This window comes from Collinsella sp. AF37-9, from assembly GCF_003475115.1.
Taxonomy (GTDB): Bacteria; Actinomycetota; Coriobacteriia; order Coriobacteriales; family Coriobacteriaceae; genus Collinsella.
This window is the reverse complement of sequence record NZ_QROQ01000021.1, coordinates 1-17,851: the sequence shown is the minus strand read 5'-3', so window position 1 is coordinate 17,851 and position 17,851 is coordinate 1. Positions and strand designations below refer to the sequence as shown.

The window sequence follows — 17,851 nt, the reverse complement described above, 5'->3', positions numbered from 1 at the left end:
AGATTGCATGCGCGCATTGTGGTATTACATAGGTGCCGATTCCTGTGGACGCAATCTTTCTGTTTGGATGACCCGTGAATAAAACTCGTTTAACCTCCTTTGCCGATAGCCTCCCCATCAAGGCCATGTTGCTGTTTTTTGGTTCTTCAGGTCGCATTTGTCTTGAGCAATACGGTGGCAAATTGTCTTCCGCGGTCCGTTATCGAGTCGCATGCGCAGGGTTCGGAGTCCTCGGCCCTGCTGTCTGAAATGTATGTCTACGACCACCGTGTTGCTGCTGGTCCTGCTTGCTTTGATAACAATCGCTTTATCATTGAAGTCGCACGGCAAAAGGACCAAGGTTCTCCGTTTAAGACGATGGCTGTTGCCGAGATTGATGACGTTACGAAAGCCAACGGGATTACGCATCAGCAGTATTACCGGTATTGGCATGGATGGCAGCTACTTACGAATGTCTGCCTGTTTATTGGCGGTATCGATGTGGTCGTGGTGCCTGCGGCTGCTCTGGCGATTGTCGGCTCCGCTTGCGCTTACGTTGCCTTGCGGAAGCGGTTTTCAAAGCCAGTGACGTTGGGTTTCCTTGCAATCCTGTTGTTCTCGACCAATCTGTTTTTCAATTTTATCGGTGATCTGCTGCTGTGCATCTCGTTCTTTGTGGCGCTCATCATGATGTCTTGCATGAGCCTTCGTTTGGACTCGGCCCCGAACGCGCGGGTTTTCACAAGCCGCCTTGTCCTTTGGTCGATAGCGACGGGCGCCGTGTTTTCGTTTCTTGACTTTTTAACGATCCCTGCTGCAGTTGTCGCCCTGCATTGCTTTTTCGCCTTCATTGCGCTCCCCGAGGGCGAGCGCCCCAAGCGCTGCGTCGTCACGATGCTGCAGGCGCTCTTTGGGTTTGGGCTTTCGTTTGTGTTTACCTGGGCGATGAAATGGGTTGTCGCGGCATTTGTGCTGGGCTGGGACGAGGTCTTTTCGAACGTTCTGGGCGAGATGGGTCTTTGGTCTGCGCATGGGACTTCGTCACTGTTGCCCCAAGTTGACTGGCCTCAGATTTTGAAGGAGTTTTATTGCATGAGCCCGCAGCTGTTCGCCATTTGCTCAACTGCTGGTTATGCGATGATCTCGAACATCGTTTGTCTTGTTTCGTTTGCTGCCGTATTGGCGATTTGGATTGCCGTGCTCGTTTGCTCGATACGGGGCGGAGCGCAAGGCGGTCGTCGTCGCAAGATGTTGATCCAGTCACTGCTCATGGCGCTGCCTCTGGTGGTTGTTCTGGGTTATTTCGTTGTTATGCATGACCATGCGATCGTTCATATTCCGGTATTTGGCTGCAAGAACTGGGCGATTGTCTTTGCGATTTTATTTGCTTCGGGTGTTAGCGCGCTTCGTGGTCTGCGGAGTCGGAAGGCTGCTTAGCTGTTCATGCGAGCCTTGATGGCGTCGACCACGGCCCTGCGTACGATATCCACGAGGAGCAGGGCAAGCGCGAGGCAAAGGCTCATAAGGATTCCGAGCAAAATGGCGCCGGCTGGATGGGGCTCTCCCGTTTGGATGCCTGTCGCCATGGTGTAGATTGCTTTGTCAAAGATGGGTCGCCAGACGTTGCAGGTAAACGACTGTACGGCGTAGAAAGCGAGCGTTCCTGCGGCGAGAGACATGATTGTCTTGTCTGCAGCTGGGACTTCGTGGCGCGGCTGATGGAGCGCTGCGGCGGCAACGGATGCGGCGGCCAAGATAAAGGATATGACGGAAGTGGACTTGTAGGAGAGCTTCCAGAGCGTGTCGTACTGGCTGTTTGCCGAGAGTAGAAGCTCGAGCGCGATGGTGGCGGCAACGAGTCCGATGAGTACGGTCTTGGATTTTTGAGCGCCAGATGCGTTGCCGTGGTATTCGAGGACAAAGCGCATTTCCCCAGCCGCAATAAACGCGACCAGGTAGGTAACGGCGCTCATGAGCTTGCGCCACAAAACGATACCGGCAGCTTCGTTTGCCGTCGCCGCGATGTGGCAGTTGATTCCAAATGTTGCGAGCACGAGAAGTGCTACGACAAACGGGGCCCTTATGCTGCCGATCCGCTGTCGTATCAACGCAATCACTGGGACGAGCAATACAGATGTCGCGTAGACCCAGATAAACTCGATGCCCAACGTGAGCCAGCCAATCTCGTGTAGCGAGATTTCGGGCAGGGGATAGACGTACATCGAAACAAGCAGACAAGCTACGCAATAAAAGAGCGTGGGCAAGACGATTTTCTTTAACCGCGTAAACGATTTACGAGCGAGATCCGGTGCGGATGACCCGTTTTGGAGGGCACGAACCGCCGAGGGAATAAGGAAGTACCCCGAGATCATAAAGAAGACCTCGTTGGCCCAACAGCCCAGCAGGTTGATAAAGCCGAGCGCGCCGGAGCAAGGGAAGGCAGCGAGCGGCGCATATTCCGGTAGGCCGGTGCAGACGGCTTGGAAGGTCCATTGAAACGTGTGGAATATGGCAATCCCGGCGACCGCGACCAAGCGCAGCGCTTCGATGGAGGTATTTCTGCTTGCTTTGCTGCCCATCAGACTATTTTCCAGCGCGTGCGTTGTATGAACCAAAGTGCGATGTAATCATTTTTAGAGTTTGCTTGGGCCCCTTGTTCCATACGTTATACAGGCCCTCGCCCACGAGGTCCTTGGCGTATGCGCAGTAGCTGATTTTAGGGTCGGTGATGCCCATATACTCGGCATAGAGTTTTTTGGCCGCAGGGGTAACGCGAGGATTGGCAAATACCAGCTCTTGCGGCATGCGTTCGAACATCTTGTGGATGGCCTGCTTGATTTCGGGGTGCCCCTCAATTCCGGTGTGCTCAATAATGATGCCCATATAGGTGAAGCCGCGTGTGATTTGCGGTGTCCAGACGGCGGAGTCGGTGACGTTGAGCCGCTCAAGAATATCGACCATGTCGTTCCAGCGATTAAACGGCATCAAGGGGTCACGCTTTGCCAGGGCGGCCGCCTTTTCGGGTGTTTCCTCGCGGTAGCAGTAATACGGCTTGGGCCAGTAAGCGATCGCCTTTGCCTGGCAGAGCGTTTCGACAAGGAATGGATTGTCGGCCCAGCCCGCACCGGGGATCTCCTTAAACCGGATATTGTTTTGCATCAGGAAGTCGCGACGATAGATTGCCGACCAAATGGACGGATGATGGGCCAGCAGGTGCGGAGCGTCGTGAATGGTGAACGGTTGCCGAGGCGGTTTAATGCGACCGCGATATGCGCAATGTAGTTTGACCTCTTGGGGGGTATCGGGGTTGCGGATGATCCAATAGGGGGTCTCAATAATATCGAGCTTGTTCGGGTCGCCAAATTCGCGCTTGGCAAAGGCAAGCATGTCGGAGTACATTCCGGGCTCGATCCAGTCATCGGGCTCGAGGATGGCAATCCAGTCGCCCTTTGCCTCGCGAATGCCCAGATTGCAGGTTGCGCCGTAACCCTGGTTTGCCTTATTGATCACTCGAATGCGTGAGTCGCGCGCAGCGAAATCTTGCATAATGGCGAGCGAGTTGTCGGTGGATCCGTCGTTGATGGCGAGGATTTCCAGTTCGATTTTGTTTTCGTTTAATAGGCTGCCTATAGCCTGAGAAAGATACGGCTCGGCATTGTAAGTAGGCACGATTACGGTCAGCATTCAAACACTTTCTCTAGGCGATTTGGAAGAATTATACCCTATTGCAAAGCAACGATTTTGGTTGCATATGCTCTGAAGAAACTAAAACCGTTGCAAACGAACGAAAGCAACTAAATTAGTTGCTATAATCGCCATGAGGAAAGGAAGCCTGATGAACAATAGATATTCGGCCCTCATGGTTGATATGAGACATTCGAGATGTCTTTCGGACAGTAGGAGGCAAAGCGCGCAGGAAGATCTTGCGAACGCTATGGACTGCACAAACGAGCTGTTTAAAACTGAGCTCGAAATGCCGCTTATGTTTAGTGCGGGCGATGAATTGCAGGGTCTATTTCGTAGTACGGCTGGCGCATTCTTGGCATACAGATTTATTAAGATACTCGTCCAGACGGTTGATCTTAGGGGCGGTATTGGAGTGGGAGAATGGAAAACTCGGATGCAGTCCGCATTGTCGACGGAACAAGACGGGTCAGCATACCATCGTGCGCGTAGAGCAATTGCTGAGTCTGAAAAGGATAAGTACAGCGATTTAAAGATCATTGATGTTTCGGGCGTTTCGCGCGAGAAGGAACTGTGCGCGGCGGGTTGTCTAGAAATAATTGATCGCAGAAACGAGTCGCAGCGTAATTACTGTGAGGTTGTTGAATTACTGCGACCGCTTATGCTGCATGATGACAGAGACGCGACTTTGAGCAAAAGGTATGCTGAGCTAATCGGGGCGCGTATAGGCAAAAAGTACGGCGCTAAAAGCAATCCGAGCGATTGCGCGCCAGTGGCGTTGGGCAGCTCTCTCAACCTCAACGTAGATAGCATCAGGGCTAGTCATGTAGGGCTTGCGGGACAAATGGGTGTTGCGATGGGGAAGACGAGGCAGGGGCTCGAGAAAAGCCTTAGGCTCGCGAACGTTGTAAGAGAAAGAGAGCTGGCTGCTTTCGCCGTTCATTTCCTTAATGAAATGGAGCCGTCATGAGGGTGTTCGGGTGTTTCCTTCTATTCCACATGCTGTTCGATTTTTATTTTCAGACGAATAAGATGGCAGATAAGAAGGAAAGCAATAGAATTGCCCTTGGTCTGCACTGTTTAATTTACGCGGCAGGCGCCGCAGCAACAGTAGCTCTTCTGTTTGAGGCGAGTGTAGCCGCCACGGCTGCGTCCTTTACAGTATTTGCTCTTTCACACTGGTTTATCGATGGCAGCCTGAGAAGAAAGATTACAGGGCTTGATCTCTCACCGGTTGGTAGTTTTTTGATCGATCAGATGCTGCATATTGTACTTTTGTTTATGTTGAGCGTTCTATGCTGTCACCTGTGGGTCATGCGGCCAGTTGCTTCGAGTCTTTTAGACGCCCGTGGAGTTGAGCTCTCTTGGGTTTCGACATTGTGCTTTTGCGGGCGCCCTTGCAGTATCGCTATTGCCAAGGTCCTTCAATCTCACCGAAACCCTGGTACAGTGCAGTCGGCGGGCACATCAATTGCGCATTCTGGCAAGTGGATTGGAATATTTGAAAGACTGATTGTCGCGGCGCTCTCTCTGCTAAACCAATATTCGGCTATAGCATTTATCTTTACCGCAAAAAGTATCGCGCGCTTTAAGCAGCTGGAAAGTGACAAAGATTTTGCTGAGGTGTATTTGCTGGGTTCGTTGGCGAGCGTGTTTCTAGCAATGGCTTCTGCGATCTTATTTATGTACTTGTTTAACAGTGCTGGTTGCTGATGTTAATAAGGGCCCGGATAGGCATCGACTTGAGAGGTGGGCTACTTTCGATTGACGATCATCTCTTTATCCTAGGTGCATTTAGATTTGCATAATATGTTTGCCTGTATAAATTAAGTCTATTGAATGGGTTTTTAAGGAGTTGAAAATGACATCGGAATTAAATGGGGGCCATGTCAGACCAAATATTATTAAAAGTAACCTTACAATCTCTGGTGCACAGTGGGTCAAGAGCGAAGCATATTATGCTGCTGGCCAAACGCTTGATATACCGATTTATGAAGTGTCTAGCATTCATGGTTTAAATCGTTTGATCGGTTATTCTAAATTTATGAATAAGGATGTTGGGAAAGTTTTGTACCGAGGTCAAAATCAACTGTATGGAAGTCTGACCCCCTCCTTGATGCGCGGTAAGAAATACTCCGATAAGTGCCTGCATAACCTCAAGTCGCTTGTTAATAAAATAATGTCAGACTCGCCTCTGAACAAACAGTTCAATCTTCCTGCTGGTTGTAACTCAAATCGTTCTGTTATTGAGGGGGCGCTGCAGCACTATGGCATAAGCACTCGTTTTATTGATTTGGTTGACAATCATTGGACTGCTTTGTGGATGAGTTTATATGAGCCGGAAACTATTAAATCTATAGATATTTACACCCATTATAAAAGTCGGTATTTGGATAACTATGATTTGCTTTCAAACATTGCTAGAGGGGATAACGATCCAATAGGTTTCGGTTATTTGTTGATGGTGTGCGTGCCAGAAATTAAGTCTCCGATGGAAAACGGGCTTTATCGAGGTAATGGGTTCGAATTGATAGATTTAAGAAGATCACTTCCTTCTATCTTCCTTAGACCGCATGCGCAGCATGCCTATGTTCTGCGTAGAAGAGGATCCGACGACAATAACCCTAATTATTACGATGTAGCTTCACAGTTGATAGGCATAGCAAAAATACGATTGGACTATATCGCCAAATGGCTTGGGAACGGAGAGCTTCTTACTCAAAATAATCTATTCCCTCAACCATGCTTTGATCCTGGATATGAAATGTTGTTATCAAGAGCAGATTTATTCGATTCGAAATTTGCAATGATTACAAAGTATGTTTAAACGGTCCTCCCATTGCGCTCGAACTGCCATGCAGTCGTGAGAACGAGGAGGTTCCACATGTCGAGAAGGATTAGGACCAGGGAGGTCCCGTGGCTGCGGTCGGAACGCTAGCGTCGATTTGGGGATCGATACATTGAGCGTCTTTAGGCTCTTTGTGCTCCTGCAACCGATAGGAACTTGACGCAGTAGTTTCCTCGGGTTTTACCTGTAATATACTCTTGTGAGCATCATTTGAACTTGTAACTAACGGGGGTTGGTATGAAGCGTCGTCTGCGGCTATTTGCTGTATTTGTTGCGGTAGCAGTTATCGGACTCAATCCATTAATTGCGCCGGTCTCCACGGCCTATGCAATTAATGGAGAGTCTAGTCAACAGGATCTAACTGCTGGGGTCACGGATTCTGCGAACAATTCAAACTTGGCTAGTGACTCTGCCTCATCTGCTTCCACTGGGAGCCAGGGCGCGTCTGATAATCTTGCAGAAGAAGAAATTGATTCTTCCGTTGCATTGGATGGGGGCAGCCACGTTTCGACAGACTCGTATCAATATCTCTATATCGCTTACCCTCAACTGCCGGTCGGCGTTGATCAGGTGATTGCTTTTGCTACTCCAAATGATTCTGATGTGATTGTTGACGCAACGCTCAAACTTGAGTCCACAACTGGCTACACCTTCCTCGTTAAATCTTCAGCAGTTAATACCAATACAGCCGCTTTCCAGTTCGGCAAGGATTATGCCGAGTGCGGATATGATTTGATTTCGATCACCTATCATTTGCAGGGCGACGATGCGGAGCACATTGTCGATTTGATGCAATGCGGATATGCGTTCGACATCGATGCAAGCGCCGTTGCGGATGACGATCTTGTTGAAGACAACACCAATGCATCCGTCTACTATTCAGACGATTCCGGCAACGCGATTCAGGCTGCCTCGATTGGTGATGCACTTGTTGCTGCAAATGGTGAGCAGTCACTTTCGCTTGCAAGCACCACCGTAAATGGTGCTTATGTAATTGCTCTTGATCCTGGGCACGGCGGTATGGATCCTGGTGCCCAGGGCAATGGAAAAAGCGAGGCTGACTTAACATGGAAAATTGCAGTTGCTTGTAAGGTCAAGCTTGAGCAGTATGGCTTTAAAGTTGTTATGTCCCGCGACCAATATGGTACATATGGCGGCAATGACTTCTTGTATCGCGTGCAGCGTTGTGTAAGCCAGGGCGCCCAAGCATTTGTTAGTTTTCATATCAATTCTGGCGGATCCGGTGCGCACGGAGCTGAGGTATACGCCCCCACGGCAAACGGTTCTAGCTATACCCAGGCATCCGTTGAGCTTGCTCAGAAAGTAATGAATAACTTACATGCTCTTGGCCTTAGCTATCGCGGAGTATTTCAAATGGAGCTCGGTGATGAGTTCGCAGTTATTCGTTGTGCTCGCGAGCAGGGAATCCCCGGCATCTTGATTGAGCATGGCTTTATTTCAAATTCGGGTGATGTTTGGAATTACTTTAGCGATGCCGGCTGTAAGCGTCTGGGTGAGGCTGACGCTGACGCGATTATCGCTCAGTTCCCGCGCTCTAGTTGGATGGATTACTCTGCTGTATTTGATGCCGACTATTATCTTAAGAATAATCCCGATGTCGCTAAGTGGGCTAACAACGACAATGACAAGGCTCTCCAACACTTCATTAACTGCGGCATGGCCGAGGGCCGCCGCGGCAACGAGGCGTTCGACGTCCAGAGCTACTACAACGAGTACCCAGACCTGAGGGCCGCCTTCGGCACCGACATCGTCAGGTACTACGAGCACTACGCGACCTTCGGCAAGGGGGAGGGCCGCCACCCGTCCGGCTGCGCGTCGATCAAGGGTATGCGGACGTCCCTCGGCGGCACGGACTACTCTGCCGTCTACGACCCGGAGCACTATCTCGAGCACAACGCCGACGTCAAGGGCTGCTACACCAAGAAGGTGGGCGCCTTGTCCCTCATTGACGACGCCGCCGTCCTGCGCCACTTCATTAACTGCGGCATGGCCGAGGGCCGCCGCGGCAACGAGGCGTTCGACGTCCAGAGCTACTACAACGAGTACCCAGACCTGAGGGCCGCCTTCGGCACCGACATCGTCAGGTACTACGAGCACTACGCGACCTTCGGCAAGGGGGAGGGCCGCCACCCGTCCGGCTGCGCGTCGATCAAGGGTATGCGGACGTCCCTCGGCGGCACGGACTACTCTGCCGTCTACGACCCGGAGCACTATCTCGAGCACAACGCCGACGTCAAGGGCTGCTACACCAAGAAGGTGGGCGCCTTGTCCCTCATTGACGACGCCGCCGTCCTGCGCCACTTCATTAACTGCGGCATGGCCGAGGGCCGCCGCGGCAACGAGGCGTTCGACGTCCAGAGCTATAAAAATCGATATACTGATTTGCAAATTGCATATGGAAATCGACTCGATTCGTATTATTTGCATTACCTTACTTTCGGATTTTATGAAGGCCGATCCGGCGCTCCCTTTTCAAATGACGAGCTGATTATGGGGGTCTCTTTTGTAAATTTTGATCAAATGGCAGGTTATTATCTGTCTAAGGTTGGCATGGGTGTTTACCCTTCTGATATTCTTAAAGATAAGGGCGCCGGCACCATTATTGAATTCTGTAAAACCCTGATAGCCGAAGCATCGTTTGAGGGAGTTCGTCCTGAAGTTCTTTTTGCGCAAGTTATGATTGAGACTGGGTGGCTTCGATTCGGAGGTAATGTTTCCGCGGGACAGTGCAATTTTGGAGGCTTGGGGTCAACTGATAGCGGCGTAGCCGGTGCTTCTTTTGATTCGGTGGGTATTGGTTTGCGGGCCCAGGCTCAGCATCTAAAGGCGTATGCATCAACGGATCCGCTTCTTGGAGATTGCGTCGATCCAAGATTTTCTATGGTTAAAAGGGGTTCAGCTCAATATTTAACACAGTTGAATGGGAAATGGGCTGTTCCTGGTGAAGGTTATGGTGAGCATATAGCCTTAATTGCGAGAGAGCTATCCTGTTATGTTGGTTAGGTATTAATTGGAGTTTCGGAGTGTCGTCTCGCAATAAATTGGTAAAAAACATGGTGTGGAATACTACGTATCAGGTTTTATCTTTATTAATTCCTTTACTTACCATTCCTTATGTGTCACGTGTACTTGGAACGGACGGTGTTGGAGTTTATTCATATACGTACTCGATAGCAAACTATTTTGTATTGTTTGCTACGCTTGGGATGGCTCAATATGGAGTTCGAGAGATTGCTAAATGTGGTAATAACAGAGAGCGGAGATCCAAGGTATTTTGCTCCGCTTGGGCCGCGCAAGTCTTAGTCTCTCTTCCGATTGTATGTGTATATGTACTTTATATAATTGCTTTCAGTAATAGAGATTATATTGCCAGCTCATTTTTATGGCTATTTTGGGTGGTGTCAAGCTCCCTTGATATTTCTTGGCTGTATTTCGGGGTGGAGGAGTTCGCTGTTCCAACCGTCAGAAGTGTTATCACGAAATTAGTCGGTACCTTTATCATTTTTGTATTTTGTAGAACTTCTAATGATTTGTGGGCATACGTGTTGGGGATTTCGCTCCCCTTTTTCTTGAATGCCCTCATGCTGTTCCCATTTTTAAATCAATATGTTGATTTCATTAGGTGTCCCTGGGCAGAGATTAAGCGACATTTTGTTCCGAATCTCAGGTTGTTTGCACCTGTAATCGCTATATCGCTCTATTCGTCTTTTGATAAGATTCTTTTAGGTTTGGTTTCTGGTATGAATGAGGCTGGACTGTTTGAATACAGCGACAAAGTGGCCAGAATGCCCTTGGCAGTTGTTACTGCATTGGGTACCGTGATGCTTCCTCATATGACTGAATCTATGAGTTGCTCAAGTAATGGGAAAGAGTCTGAATCTCTTCTCCAGAGCTCCTTTGAAATAATGCAGTTTATTTCTCTTGGACTTGCTTTTGGGATTGTTGCGGTTGCCAAGCCGATTGCAGATATCTATTTTGGGCCAGGCTTCGGAAAGTGTTCCATTGTTCTTCCTATCGTAGCAATTATGATTCCAATCATTGCTGCAAGCAATGTACTGGGTGTTCAATATATGCTGCCTAAGAACATGGACAAACAATACACTAAGTCCGTTGTTTTCGGAGCAATTGCAAATATATTACTGTGTTGTTTGCTATTAAAACCGTATGGCTCCATTGGTGCTGGAATCGCCACTGTTCTCACGGAACTAACCGTCTTGTTTGTTCAGGGTTGTTACGTAAAAAAGCAGCTTAATTTATACTGTATGGTTGTAAGTGCGCTTCCCTATGTGATTATCGGTGTATTAATGCTCTTTTTGGTTGCAATTTTTTCTCCTGTATTCATCACGTATTTGGGTTATTCGTGGGTCTATTTACTCAGTCTGATACTCTTCGGCGCTTTCATTTATTTATGCTTTAGTGTTCTGTACTATAAAACAGTCCGATTTCTTGTTATAGGGGTTGTTCGTGAACAATAAAATCTATGTCGTAACGCATAAACAGGCAGAGTTTCCCCGCGATCCGCTCTATTGCCCTATTCAGGTTGGTTTTGGAAATGAGCTTTTTTGGAACGATGCTCCAATAATTAGGGATAACAGCGGTGACAACATCTCTGCTAAAAACAGTACATTCTGTGAATTAACTGCCGTATATTGGTTATGGAAGAATATAGCTTCTGATGGTTTTATCGGCATTGAACATTACCGTAGGTACTTATCGACTAATCGATTTTCGAATAGCTATAAGTATTTTTTAAAGGAAGATGACATTCTCTCTGCGCTAAGTTATTGCGATTTCGTTTTGCCCGAGCAGTATATTTGGAAAAATAGAACTGTATTTTCAAATTATGCACTTAGTGTCGGTCATGAGACTGATTTAGGTGTTTTGCGAGACACCATATCTAATAAATCGAAGGAGTATGTTGAAACATATGATGCTGTTCTAAATTCAGGATCAGCTTATTATTGCAATATGTTGATTTGTTCTAAGCAACTATTTGACTCGTACTGCGAATGGTTATTTAAGATTCTCTTTGAATTCGAGAATATTGTTGATCTTAGTGACTATTCAAAGTCGCAAAAACGTATTTTTGGTTATGTCTCAGAGATTTTATTGAATGTCTGGCTAATTAAAAACCAGAATACCGTCAAAACGTTTCCTATGATCAATTCAGAGGAACCAAGCGCTTTAAAAGTATTGAGGCATATTAAGCAGGGGAAATATAATATGCCCTATACACCTGATTGGTTAAAAACTAAATAACAGCTCTATTTTTGAATCGTTATGAATCTATTTCAGAGCCTGTTACTGATATTAAGATAAAGGTCCCTATGAGCCCAAGATTACCACGCAGGTTGTGTCTCCATACTCTTGCCTTATTCAAATTAATTGGTACTTGAATGGTGCTGCAGCTTTTTAATTGAATGTAGCTATTGAGATGAGTTATTTGTTTTTTACTTAACATGGAGCCATAAACTTCTTTGAAAGACTCAGCCTGCTCAATAGTTTTAATCGTATCGGCTTTTAGCTTTTCTATCTGATGTATAGAATTCCATAAAGATTTTTCTTGTGCACCAAGAGTATTGTTTTCGTGTTGACGATAACAAATTGTTTGATTGTCTATGAAGCCGATACGTCCAAATGCCGATGCGATTAACGAGCACCACCAATCATGCATGCAAATGTAGCGATCATCATTCGTTAATTTGATCAGGTCTCTTAGACTGTCATTAATTAGCATAGTGCATCCAGTAACATTTGCCGTTGCAATATGAAATTCGAAGGTTGAGGTGTTTGGATTAATACCTGAATACTTATAGAAAGAATCGGCAATGCGATTTAATTTACTGTCAACTACTCTTAAATCAGTATGAATGAGGATCGGGGTGTCAGGGGACATCGCCTCTTCTTGTATCATAGCGCTGAGGCAAGTGGTTATTTTATCTGAATCCCACACGTCATCTTGATCGGAACACATGACGTATTTGCTGGTAGTTATCTTTAATAGCGATAAGAAATGTGTGCCCGCATTACCGAAGGCTGAATCTTTTAATACAACCTTGATTCTATTATCTTTAGCAGCGTAGCGATTGATGATCTCTACGCTGTCATCATTTGAATTATCGTCCGAAATGAGTAGTTGCCAGTTTTTATAATCCTGGTTGATAATCGATTCTATTTGTTCTTTCAAATAGAGAGATCCGTTATAAACGGCCATTACGATTTGAACTTGGGGGGGATTTTGTATTTGCAACTTAAATTTTTCCAATCAAAAATAGGAACCTGAGGCAAAATTCACTTATATAAGTTGGTCTTAGTCGATGTGGGAACAGCGCTTTTTTGAGCTGGCTTGGTATGCCTTTTGCTTCAGTGAACAGGTTTAGTGCTTCCAATTCATCGTTATTTAATTTATCGTTAAAACAATTCTTAAAATGTGAAAGTTTTTCTGCTTCAATTTGTGCCCTTGTGCCAAACAACTCCTCTTTAATAAAATACTTGAATAAATCAATCATGTGGTTATCAGAAGCGGTTACGGCTGCGTCATGCCTGATATGCTTTGCTGTAGGTCTTTTATCGTAAACCAGCTGGCCTAGTGCGCAGGCACAGCGTATTATCCATCTGTCGTGCATTTCGTCGCCTGGATTAACATTTTTAATAAACTGGTTAAATGCTTCACGGTTAAATGCGATAGTGAAACCAAGTCCTAGTGTGTAAAACAAGCTGTGATAAAAATCGCAGTTCTTAGTTTGGTCGGAAGAATAGCGGATGTGATTTAAATTGGAGTCGCAATACTCAAAAGAAGAGAAGTACACCTTAGGAATATCATTGTGCTGATCATTTAATAACTTGATGGCATACTCTATTTTTTGTTTCTCCCAGTAATCGTCCTGATCAGCATAGAAATAATAGCCATAAGTAGACGGAATCCTCCGCAAAATCTCATAGAAGCTGCCGGGGACTCCAAGATTTTGATTGTCGCTATCTAGTAATGTAAAGTTATCTTTGTCTTTAATAAAAGACTTAATCATTTCAACGGTGCTATCCGTGGAGCCGTCATCTCTGATGAATACATCTATATTGTTGTAGGACTGATTGTTAATCGAGACTAGAGTCTCATTGATAAACTTAGCCCCGTTATAGGTTGGCAAAATGACGCACGCCTTGTTCTTATCGGGATTCATCTTGCCTCCTTTTCTTTGCTCGAACTTTCATGAATAAAGGAATAAGCGAGGTGATGGCTTTGTATCTCGCGGAAGGAAAGGGCGAAGTAATTGTATTGAACAAACCCCATGCCTTGTAGTACTGCTCCCAGCCATATTCGATTGGAGCTTCAGACCAAGGGGTTTGTCTAAGATAATAGAAATAGTCTGAAGAGAACCTATGGGTGTTTCCAGCTCGCCAAGGTCGATCTTCTCCGAGAAAATGAACTATAGCCGGATTTGCTCTTGCATGTTCGAATGCTATTTTGCTGCAGAAGTTTGGCATAAGTTTATTTAAATATTCAAATGGATAGTAATCGAATATATTTGAATAATTATAAGAAATTGACATTACTTTGATGTCGTCCTTGAGATAGACGTTTAAGGCATCCTGATCGTTTGCGAACAACTTCTCTTTATTCTGTTTGCAGAAATTTAGTATTCCTTTCTCCATGTCGTTATCCCTCCATTTTTTCAAATTAAAGAGAACGACACCGGCATTGCAATATGGATAGGAGCCAATGCCGAGGCTTGTTCTTCTATTTCTGTCTGCTGTGGGTTCCGGTGCCATGGCAATAGTCTTTCCATCTAGGTCAGCTTGCCAGAGTCCCCTTAAAGATGACCTGCAAATTGTGTCAGCGTCTAAGTAAATGACCCTTTCAATTTTATTCGGAAGATAATTGTCTAGCAGGAGTCGTGCAAGGACAATCTCATTCCATCCCGTTGTGTCGAATTCAAATGCAATCCTGTCTTTAAAATCGCTGATGTCAATGATGATTACATCGCATAGCTCATCAGAGAAAAAGTCTGTTAAGTTGTTAACATTTGCTTTACTTAAACCCATCGATAATATATAGAAATTCAAATGGATATTAGGGTTGTTTTGTTTTACTGATTGAATATTCGCGGCCAATTGAGGAACAAAATTGTTATCAATCGTATAAACGAGATTCATCAAGTTATCTCCAATAACACTTGTATAGTTGTTCTAGAATATTTTACAGTTGTTAGACTTTCAGGGAGCGGAATTGTATAGCAAATACAATCATACCTTTGTTGTTTGCGCGTATGGAAAATCGCCTTATTTGATTGACTGCGTTGAATCACTTTTAAATCAATCCATACAATCTAATGTCATTATCTCGACAAGCACTCCTAACGATCTAATCGCTTCGGTTGCTGATCGTTACGGTTTGCCTTTATTTATCAATGAAGGTGCTGCGGGTATAGCTCATGACTGGAATTGCGCTGTCAATCATTGTTCAACTGAGCTAATTACTATTGCGCATCAAGACGATGTCTACTCTTGCTCATATGTCGAAAGTATGCTCGAGCGAGTGAATCAGAGCCGCAAACCTTTGATTTTCTTTACGGATTATGAGGAGCTTCGCGATGGCTCGGTTTGCTCGTCGAGTTTGCTTCTAAACATAAAAAGGATTTTATTGTTTCCCCTGAAAAGTAAACAATTATCTTCGAAAAAGTTTGTAAAACGCCTTTCTCTTTCTTTTGGGTCATCAATCTGTTGTCCATCGGTGACCTTAGTTCTGCCCAATTTAAAAACTCCGATTTTTAAGGAAGGCTTTAAATCGAATTTGGATTGGGAAGCATGGGAGCATATTTCTCAACTGGATGGAGACTTCTGCTATTGTTCAGAAAAACTCACAAGGCATAGAATTCATTCTGAATCTGAAACGTCTGCACTTATTAAAGATAATACGCGCACTACGGAAGATTACTTGATGCTTCGAAAGTTTTGGCCAGATAAGATCGCGCGTTTAATCAATGTTTTATACTCGAAAGGCCAAAATAGTAATACTTTATAAAATTGTTCCAGCGGAGGTATTTATATGAAAGGCATCATCCTCGCCGGCGGGTCTGGCACGCGCCTGTACCCGCTCACGCTCGTGACCTCCAAGCAGCTGCTGCCGGTCTACGACAAGCCCATGATCTACTACCCGCTGTCCACCCTCATGCTGGCGGGCATCCGCGACATCCTGGTCATCTCCACGCCGACCGACCTGCCCAACTTCGAGCGCCTGCTCGGGGACGGCTCGCGCTACGGCGTGAACCTCTTCTACGCCGAGCAGCCGAGCCCCGACGGTCTGGCCCAGGCCTTCACGATCGGCGAGGAGTTCATCGCCGGCGAGCCGTGCGCCCTGGTGCTCGGCGATAACATCTTCTACGGAAACGGCCTCAGCCGCCACCTGACGCGCGCCGTCCAGAACGCCGAGTCGGGCCGCGCCACGGTCTTCGGCTACCACGTGGACGACCCCGAGCGCTTCGGCGTCGTGGAGTTCGACGGCGAGGGGAGGGCCGTCTCCATCGAGGAGAAGCCCGCGGAGCCCAAGAGCTCCTACGCCGTCACCGGACTGTACTTCTACCCGGGCGACGTGGCCGCCAAGGCGCATGGGGTGGAGCCCTCGGCCCGCGGCGAGCTGGAGATCACCACGCTCAACCAGATGTACCTGGAGGAGGGGACGCTGTCCGTGGTGACCTTGGGCCGCGGCTACGCGTGGCTGGACACCGGCACCATGGAGAGCCTCCACGAGGCCGCGGAGTTCGTCCGCGCCGTGGAGCACTCCCAGGACCTGCCGGTCTCGGTCCCCGAGGAGATCGCCTGGGAGAACGGCTGGATCTCCACCGAGGGGCTCAAGGAGGCCGCGAAGGCCTACGGCAAGTCGGTCTACGGGCAGCACCTGAAGAAGGTCGCCGCCGGCGAGATCGTCAACAGCCCGCGCGAATACTAATCCGATTAAATGGGAGATAGAAACATGTCTGAAGAGCTCTTCGAGCCCAGGAACATCATCGTCACGGGCGGCTGCGGCTTCATCGGCAGCAACTTCGTGCACTACGTCGTAGACAACCACCCGGGCGTACATGTCACCGTCCTGGACAAGCTGACCTACGCCGGCAACCCCGAGAACATCGCCGGGCTGCCCTCCGACCGCGTGGAGCTCGTCGTGGGCGACATCTGCGACGCCGGGCTGCTCGATAGGATCGTCCCGGGCCACGACGCCATCGTGCACTACGCGGCCGAGTCCCACAACGACAACTCCATCGCCGACCCGGAGCCGTTCCTGCGCACCAACGTCGAGGGCACCTTCCGCCTTCTGGAGGCCGTGAGGAAGTACGGCATCCGCTACCACCACGTCTCCACCGACGAGGTCTACGGCGACCTCGCGCTCGACGACCCGGCCAGGTTCACCGAGGAGACGCCGTACCACCCGAGCTCGCCGTACAGCTCGACCAAGGCCAGCTCCGACATGCTCGTGCGCGCCTGGACCCGCACCTACGGCCTGCGAACCACGATCTCCAACTGCTCCAACAACTACGGCCCCTACCAGCACGTGGAGAAGTTCATCCCCAGGCAGATCACCAACATCATCGACGGCGTGCGCCCCAAGCTCTACGGCCGCGGCGAGAACGTCCGCGACTGGATCCACACCGAGGACCACTCCTCGGCCGTCTGGGACATCCTCACCAAGGGCCGCACGGGGGAGACCTACCTCATCGGCGCGAACGGGGAGAAGGACAACATCACGGTCCTGCGCATGATCCTGGAGGCCATGGGCCGCGACCCCGAGGACTTCGACTGGGTCGCCGACCGCCCCGGCCACGACCGCCGCTACGCCATCGACAGCACGAAGCTGCAGCGCGAGCTGGGCTGGAGGCCGGCCCACACCGACTTCGCCGAGGGCCTGAAGGCCACCATCGACTGGTACGTCGAGAACGAGTCCTGGTGGCGCCCGGCCAAGGAGGCCACCGAGGCCCGCTACCGCGCGCAGGGGCAGTAGGAGGGGAGAGACATGGCTGACATCGCATTCGAGAAGGACCTCGCCGTCACCGAGACGGGCATCGGGGGCCTGAAGGTCGTCGACCTCGCCGTCCACGGCGACTCGCGCGGCTGGTTCAAGGAGAACTGGCAGCGCGCCAAGATGACCGCCCTGGGCATCCCCGACCTCCGCGTCGTCCAGAACAACGTCTCCTACAACGACAGCCGCGGCGTCACCCGCGGCATCCACGCGGAGCCCTGGGACAAGTTTATCTCGGTGGCCCGCGGCTCGGTCTTCGGCGCATGGGTCGACCTGCGCGAGGGCAGCGCCACCTACGGGAAGGTGTTCAC

General features: G+C 48.5%; 16 protein-coding genes. 11 read left to right on the top strand and 5 right to left on the bottom strand.

What is annotated here, in order from left to right; translation table 11 throughout:
• Window positions 1-99: 99 nt before the first annotated feature.
• Window positions 100-1,416, top strand: coding sequence for a hypothetical protein (locus DW024_RS07080; RefSeq protein ID WP_147352065.1), 1,317 nt, complete (start codon window positions 100-102; stop codon window positions 1,414-1,416).
• Here DW024_RS07080 and DW024_RS07075 read toward each other — a convergent pair.
• Entirely contained in the window at window positions 1,413-2,558 is a 1,146-nt protein-coding gene (locus DW024_RS07075; RefSeq protein WP_118377335.1) for an acyltransferase, read from the bottom strand. The two genes, DW024_RS07080 and DW024_RS07075, sit on opposite strands and share 4 nt — an antisense overlap.
• 4 nt (window positions 2,559-2,562) lie before the next feature.
• Window positions 2,563-3,663 (bottom strand): glycosyltransferase, encoded by a 1,101-nt coding sequence (locus DW024_RS07070; protein ID WP_118377334.1) that lies wholly within the window; start codon window positions 3,661-3,663, stop codon window positions 2,563-2,565.
• A 151-nt stretch (window positions 3,664-3,814) separates the two neighbouring features.
• Here DW024_RS07070 and DW024_RS07065 point away from each other — a divergent pair, with 151 nt between their 5' ends.
• The 6 genes from DW024_RS07065 (at window position 3,815) to DW024_RS07040 (ending at window position 11,791) form a co-directional block, all read left to right on the top strand.
• Complete coding sequence (locus DW024_RS07065) at window positions 3,815-4,633, top strand: SatD family protein (protein WP_158572183.1); 819 nt, start codon at window positions 3,815-3,817, stop codon at window positions 4,631-4,633.
• Window positions 4,630-5,376, top strand: coding sequence for a DUF3307 domain-containing protein (locus DW024_RS07060; protein WP_118377332.1), 747 nt, complete (start codon window positions 4,630-4,632; stop codon window positions 5,374-5,376). Before DW024_RS07065 ends, DW024_RS07060 begins: the two co-directional genes overlap by 4 nt.
• Window positions 5,377-5,524: 148 nt before the next feature.
• Entirely contained in the window at window positions 5,525-6,490 is a 966-nt protein-coding gene (locus tag DW024_RS07055; protein ID WP_118377331.1) for an FRG domain-containing protein, read from the top strand.
• Window positions 6,491-6,748: 258 nt separating this feature from the next.
• Window positions 6,749-9,535 carry an N-acetylmuramoyl-L-alanine amidase gene (locus DW024_RS07050; RefSeq protein WP_118377330.1) on the top strand — a complete coding sequence of 929 codons (2,787 nt, stop codon included), beginning with the start codon at window positions 6,749-6,751 and terminating at the stop codon, window positions 9,533-9,535.
• A 20-nt stretch (window positions 9,536-9,555) separates the two neighbouring features.
• Window positions 9,556-11,007 (top strand): flippase, encoded by a 1,452-nt coding sequence (locus DW024_RS07045; protein WP_158572182.1) that lies wholly within the window; start codon window positions 9,556-9,558, stop codon window positions 11,005-11,007.
• On the top strand, window positions 10,997-11,791 hold the full coding sequence (locus DW024_RS07040) for a DUF4422 domain-containing protein (protein WP_158572181.1): 795 nt from the start codon (window positions 10,997-10,999) through the stop codon (window positions 11,789-11,791). Before DW024_RS07045 ends, DW024_RS07040 begins: the two co-directional genes overlap by 11 nt.
• A 19-nt stretch (window positions 11,792-11,810) precedes the next feature.
• Here DW024_RS07040 and DW024_RS07035 read toward each other — a convergent pair whose 3' ends face one another.
• The 3 genes from DW024_RS07035 to DW024_RS07025 are packed head-to-tail and all read right to left on the bottom strand — an operon-like array spanning window position 11,811 to window position 14,683.
• Window positions 11,811-12,797: a glycosyltransferase family 2 protein gene (locus tag DW024_RS07035; protein ID WP_158572180.1), complete on the bottom strand. Its 987-nt coding sequence runs from the start codon at window positions 12,795-12,797 to the stop codon at window positions 11,811-11,813.
• Complete coding sequence (locus tag DW024_RS07030) at window positions 12,784-13,710, bottom strand: glycosyltransferase (protein ID WP_118377326.1); 927 nt, start codon at window positions 13,708-13,710, stop codon at window positions 12,784-12,786. The genes DW024_RS07035 and DW024_RS07030 overlap by 14 nt, the downstream gene beginning before the upstream one ends.
• Window positions 13,697-14,683, bottom strand: a complete 987-nt coding sequence (locus tag DW024_RS07025; protein ID WP_118377325.1) for a glycosyltransferase family 8 protein — start codon at window positions 14,681-14,683, stop codon at window positions 13,697-13,699. The genes DW024_RS07030 and DW024_RS07025 overlap by 14 nt, the downstream gene beginning before the upstream one ends.
• A 73-nt stretch (window positions 14,684-14,756) precedes the next feature.
• On the opposite strand from DW024_RS07025, the gene DW024_RS07020 reads away from it, so the two are divergent.
• From DW024_RS07020 to DW024_RS07005, 4 genes are all read left to right on the top strand, one after another.
• Window positions 14,757-15,551 carry a glycosyltransferase family A protein gene (locus DW024_RS07020; RefSeq protein ID WP_118377324.1) on the top strand — a complete coding sequence of 265 codons (795 nt, stop codon included), beginning with the start codon at window positions 14,757-14,759 and terminating at the stop codon, window positions 15,549-15,551.
• 24 nt (window positions 15,552-15,575) lie between these two features.
• Window positions 15,576-16,475 (top strand): glucose-1-phosphate thymidylyltransferase RfbA, encoded by a 900-nt coding sequence (gene rfbA, locus DW024_RS07015; protein WP_118377323.1) that lies wholly within the window; start codon window positions 15,576-15,578, stop codon window positions 16,473-16,475.
• A gap of 24 nt (window positions 16,476-16,499) precedes the next feature.
• The gene (rfbB, locus tag DW024_RS07010; protein ID WP_118377322.1) at window positions 16,500-17,522 is read left to right on the top strand and encodes a dTDP-glucose 4,6-dehydratase; all 1,023 of its coding nucleotides are present in this window, start codon (window positions 16,500-16,502) and stop codon (window positions 17,520-17,522) included.
• A gap of 12 nt (window positions 17,523-17,534) precedes the next feature.
• Window positions 17,535-17,851: dTDP-4-dehydrorhamnose 3,5-epimerase family protein (locus DW024_RS07005; RefSeq protein WP_147352064.1), on the top strand; the 317-nt coding region annotated here is incomplete at its 3' end.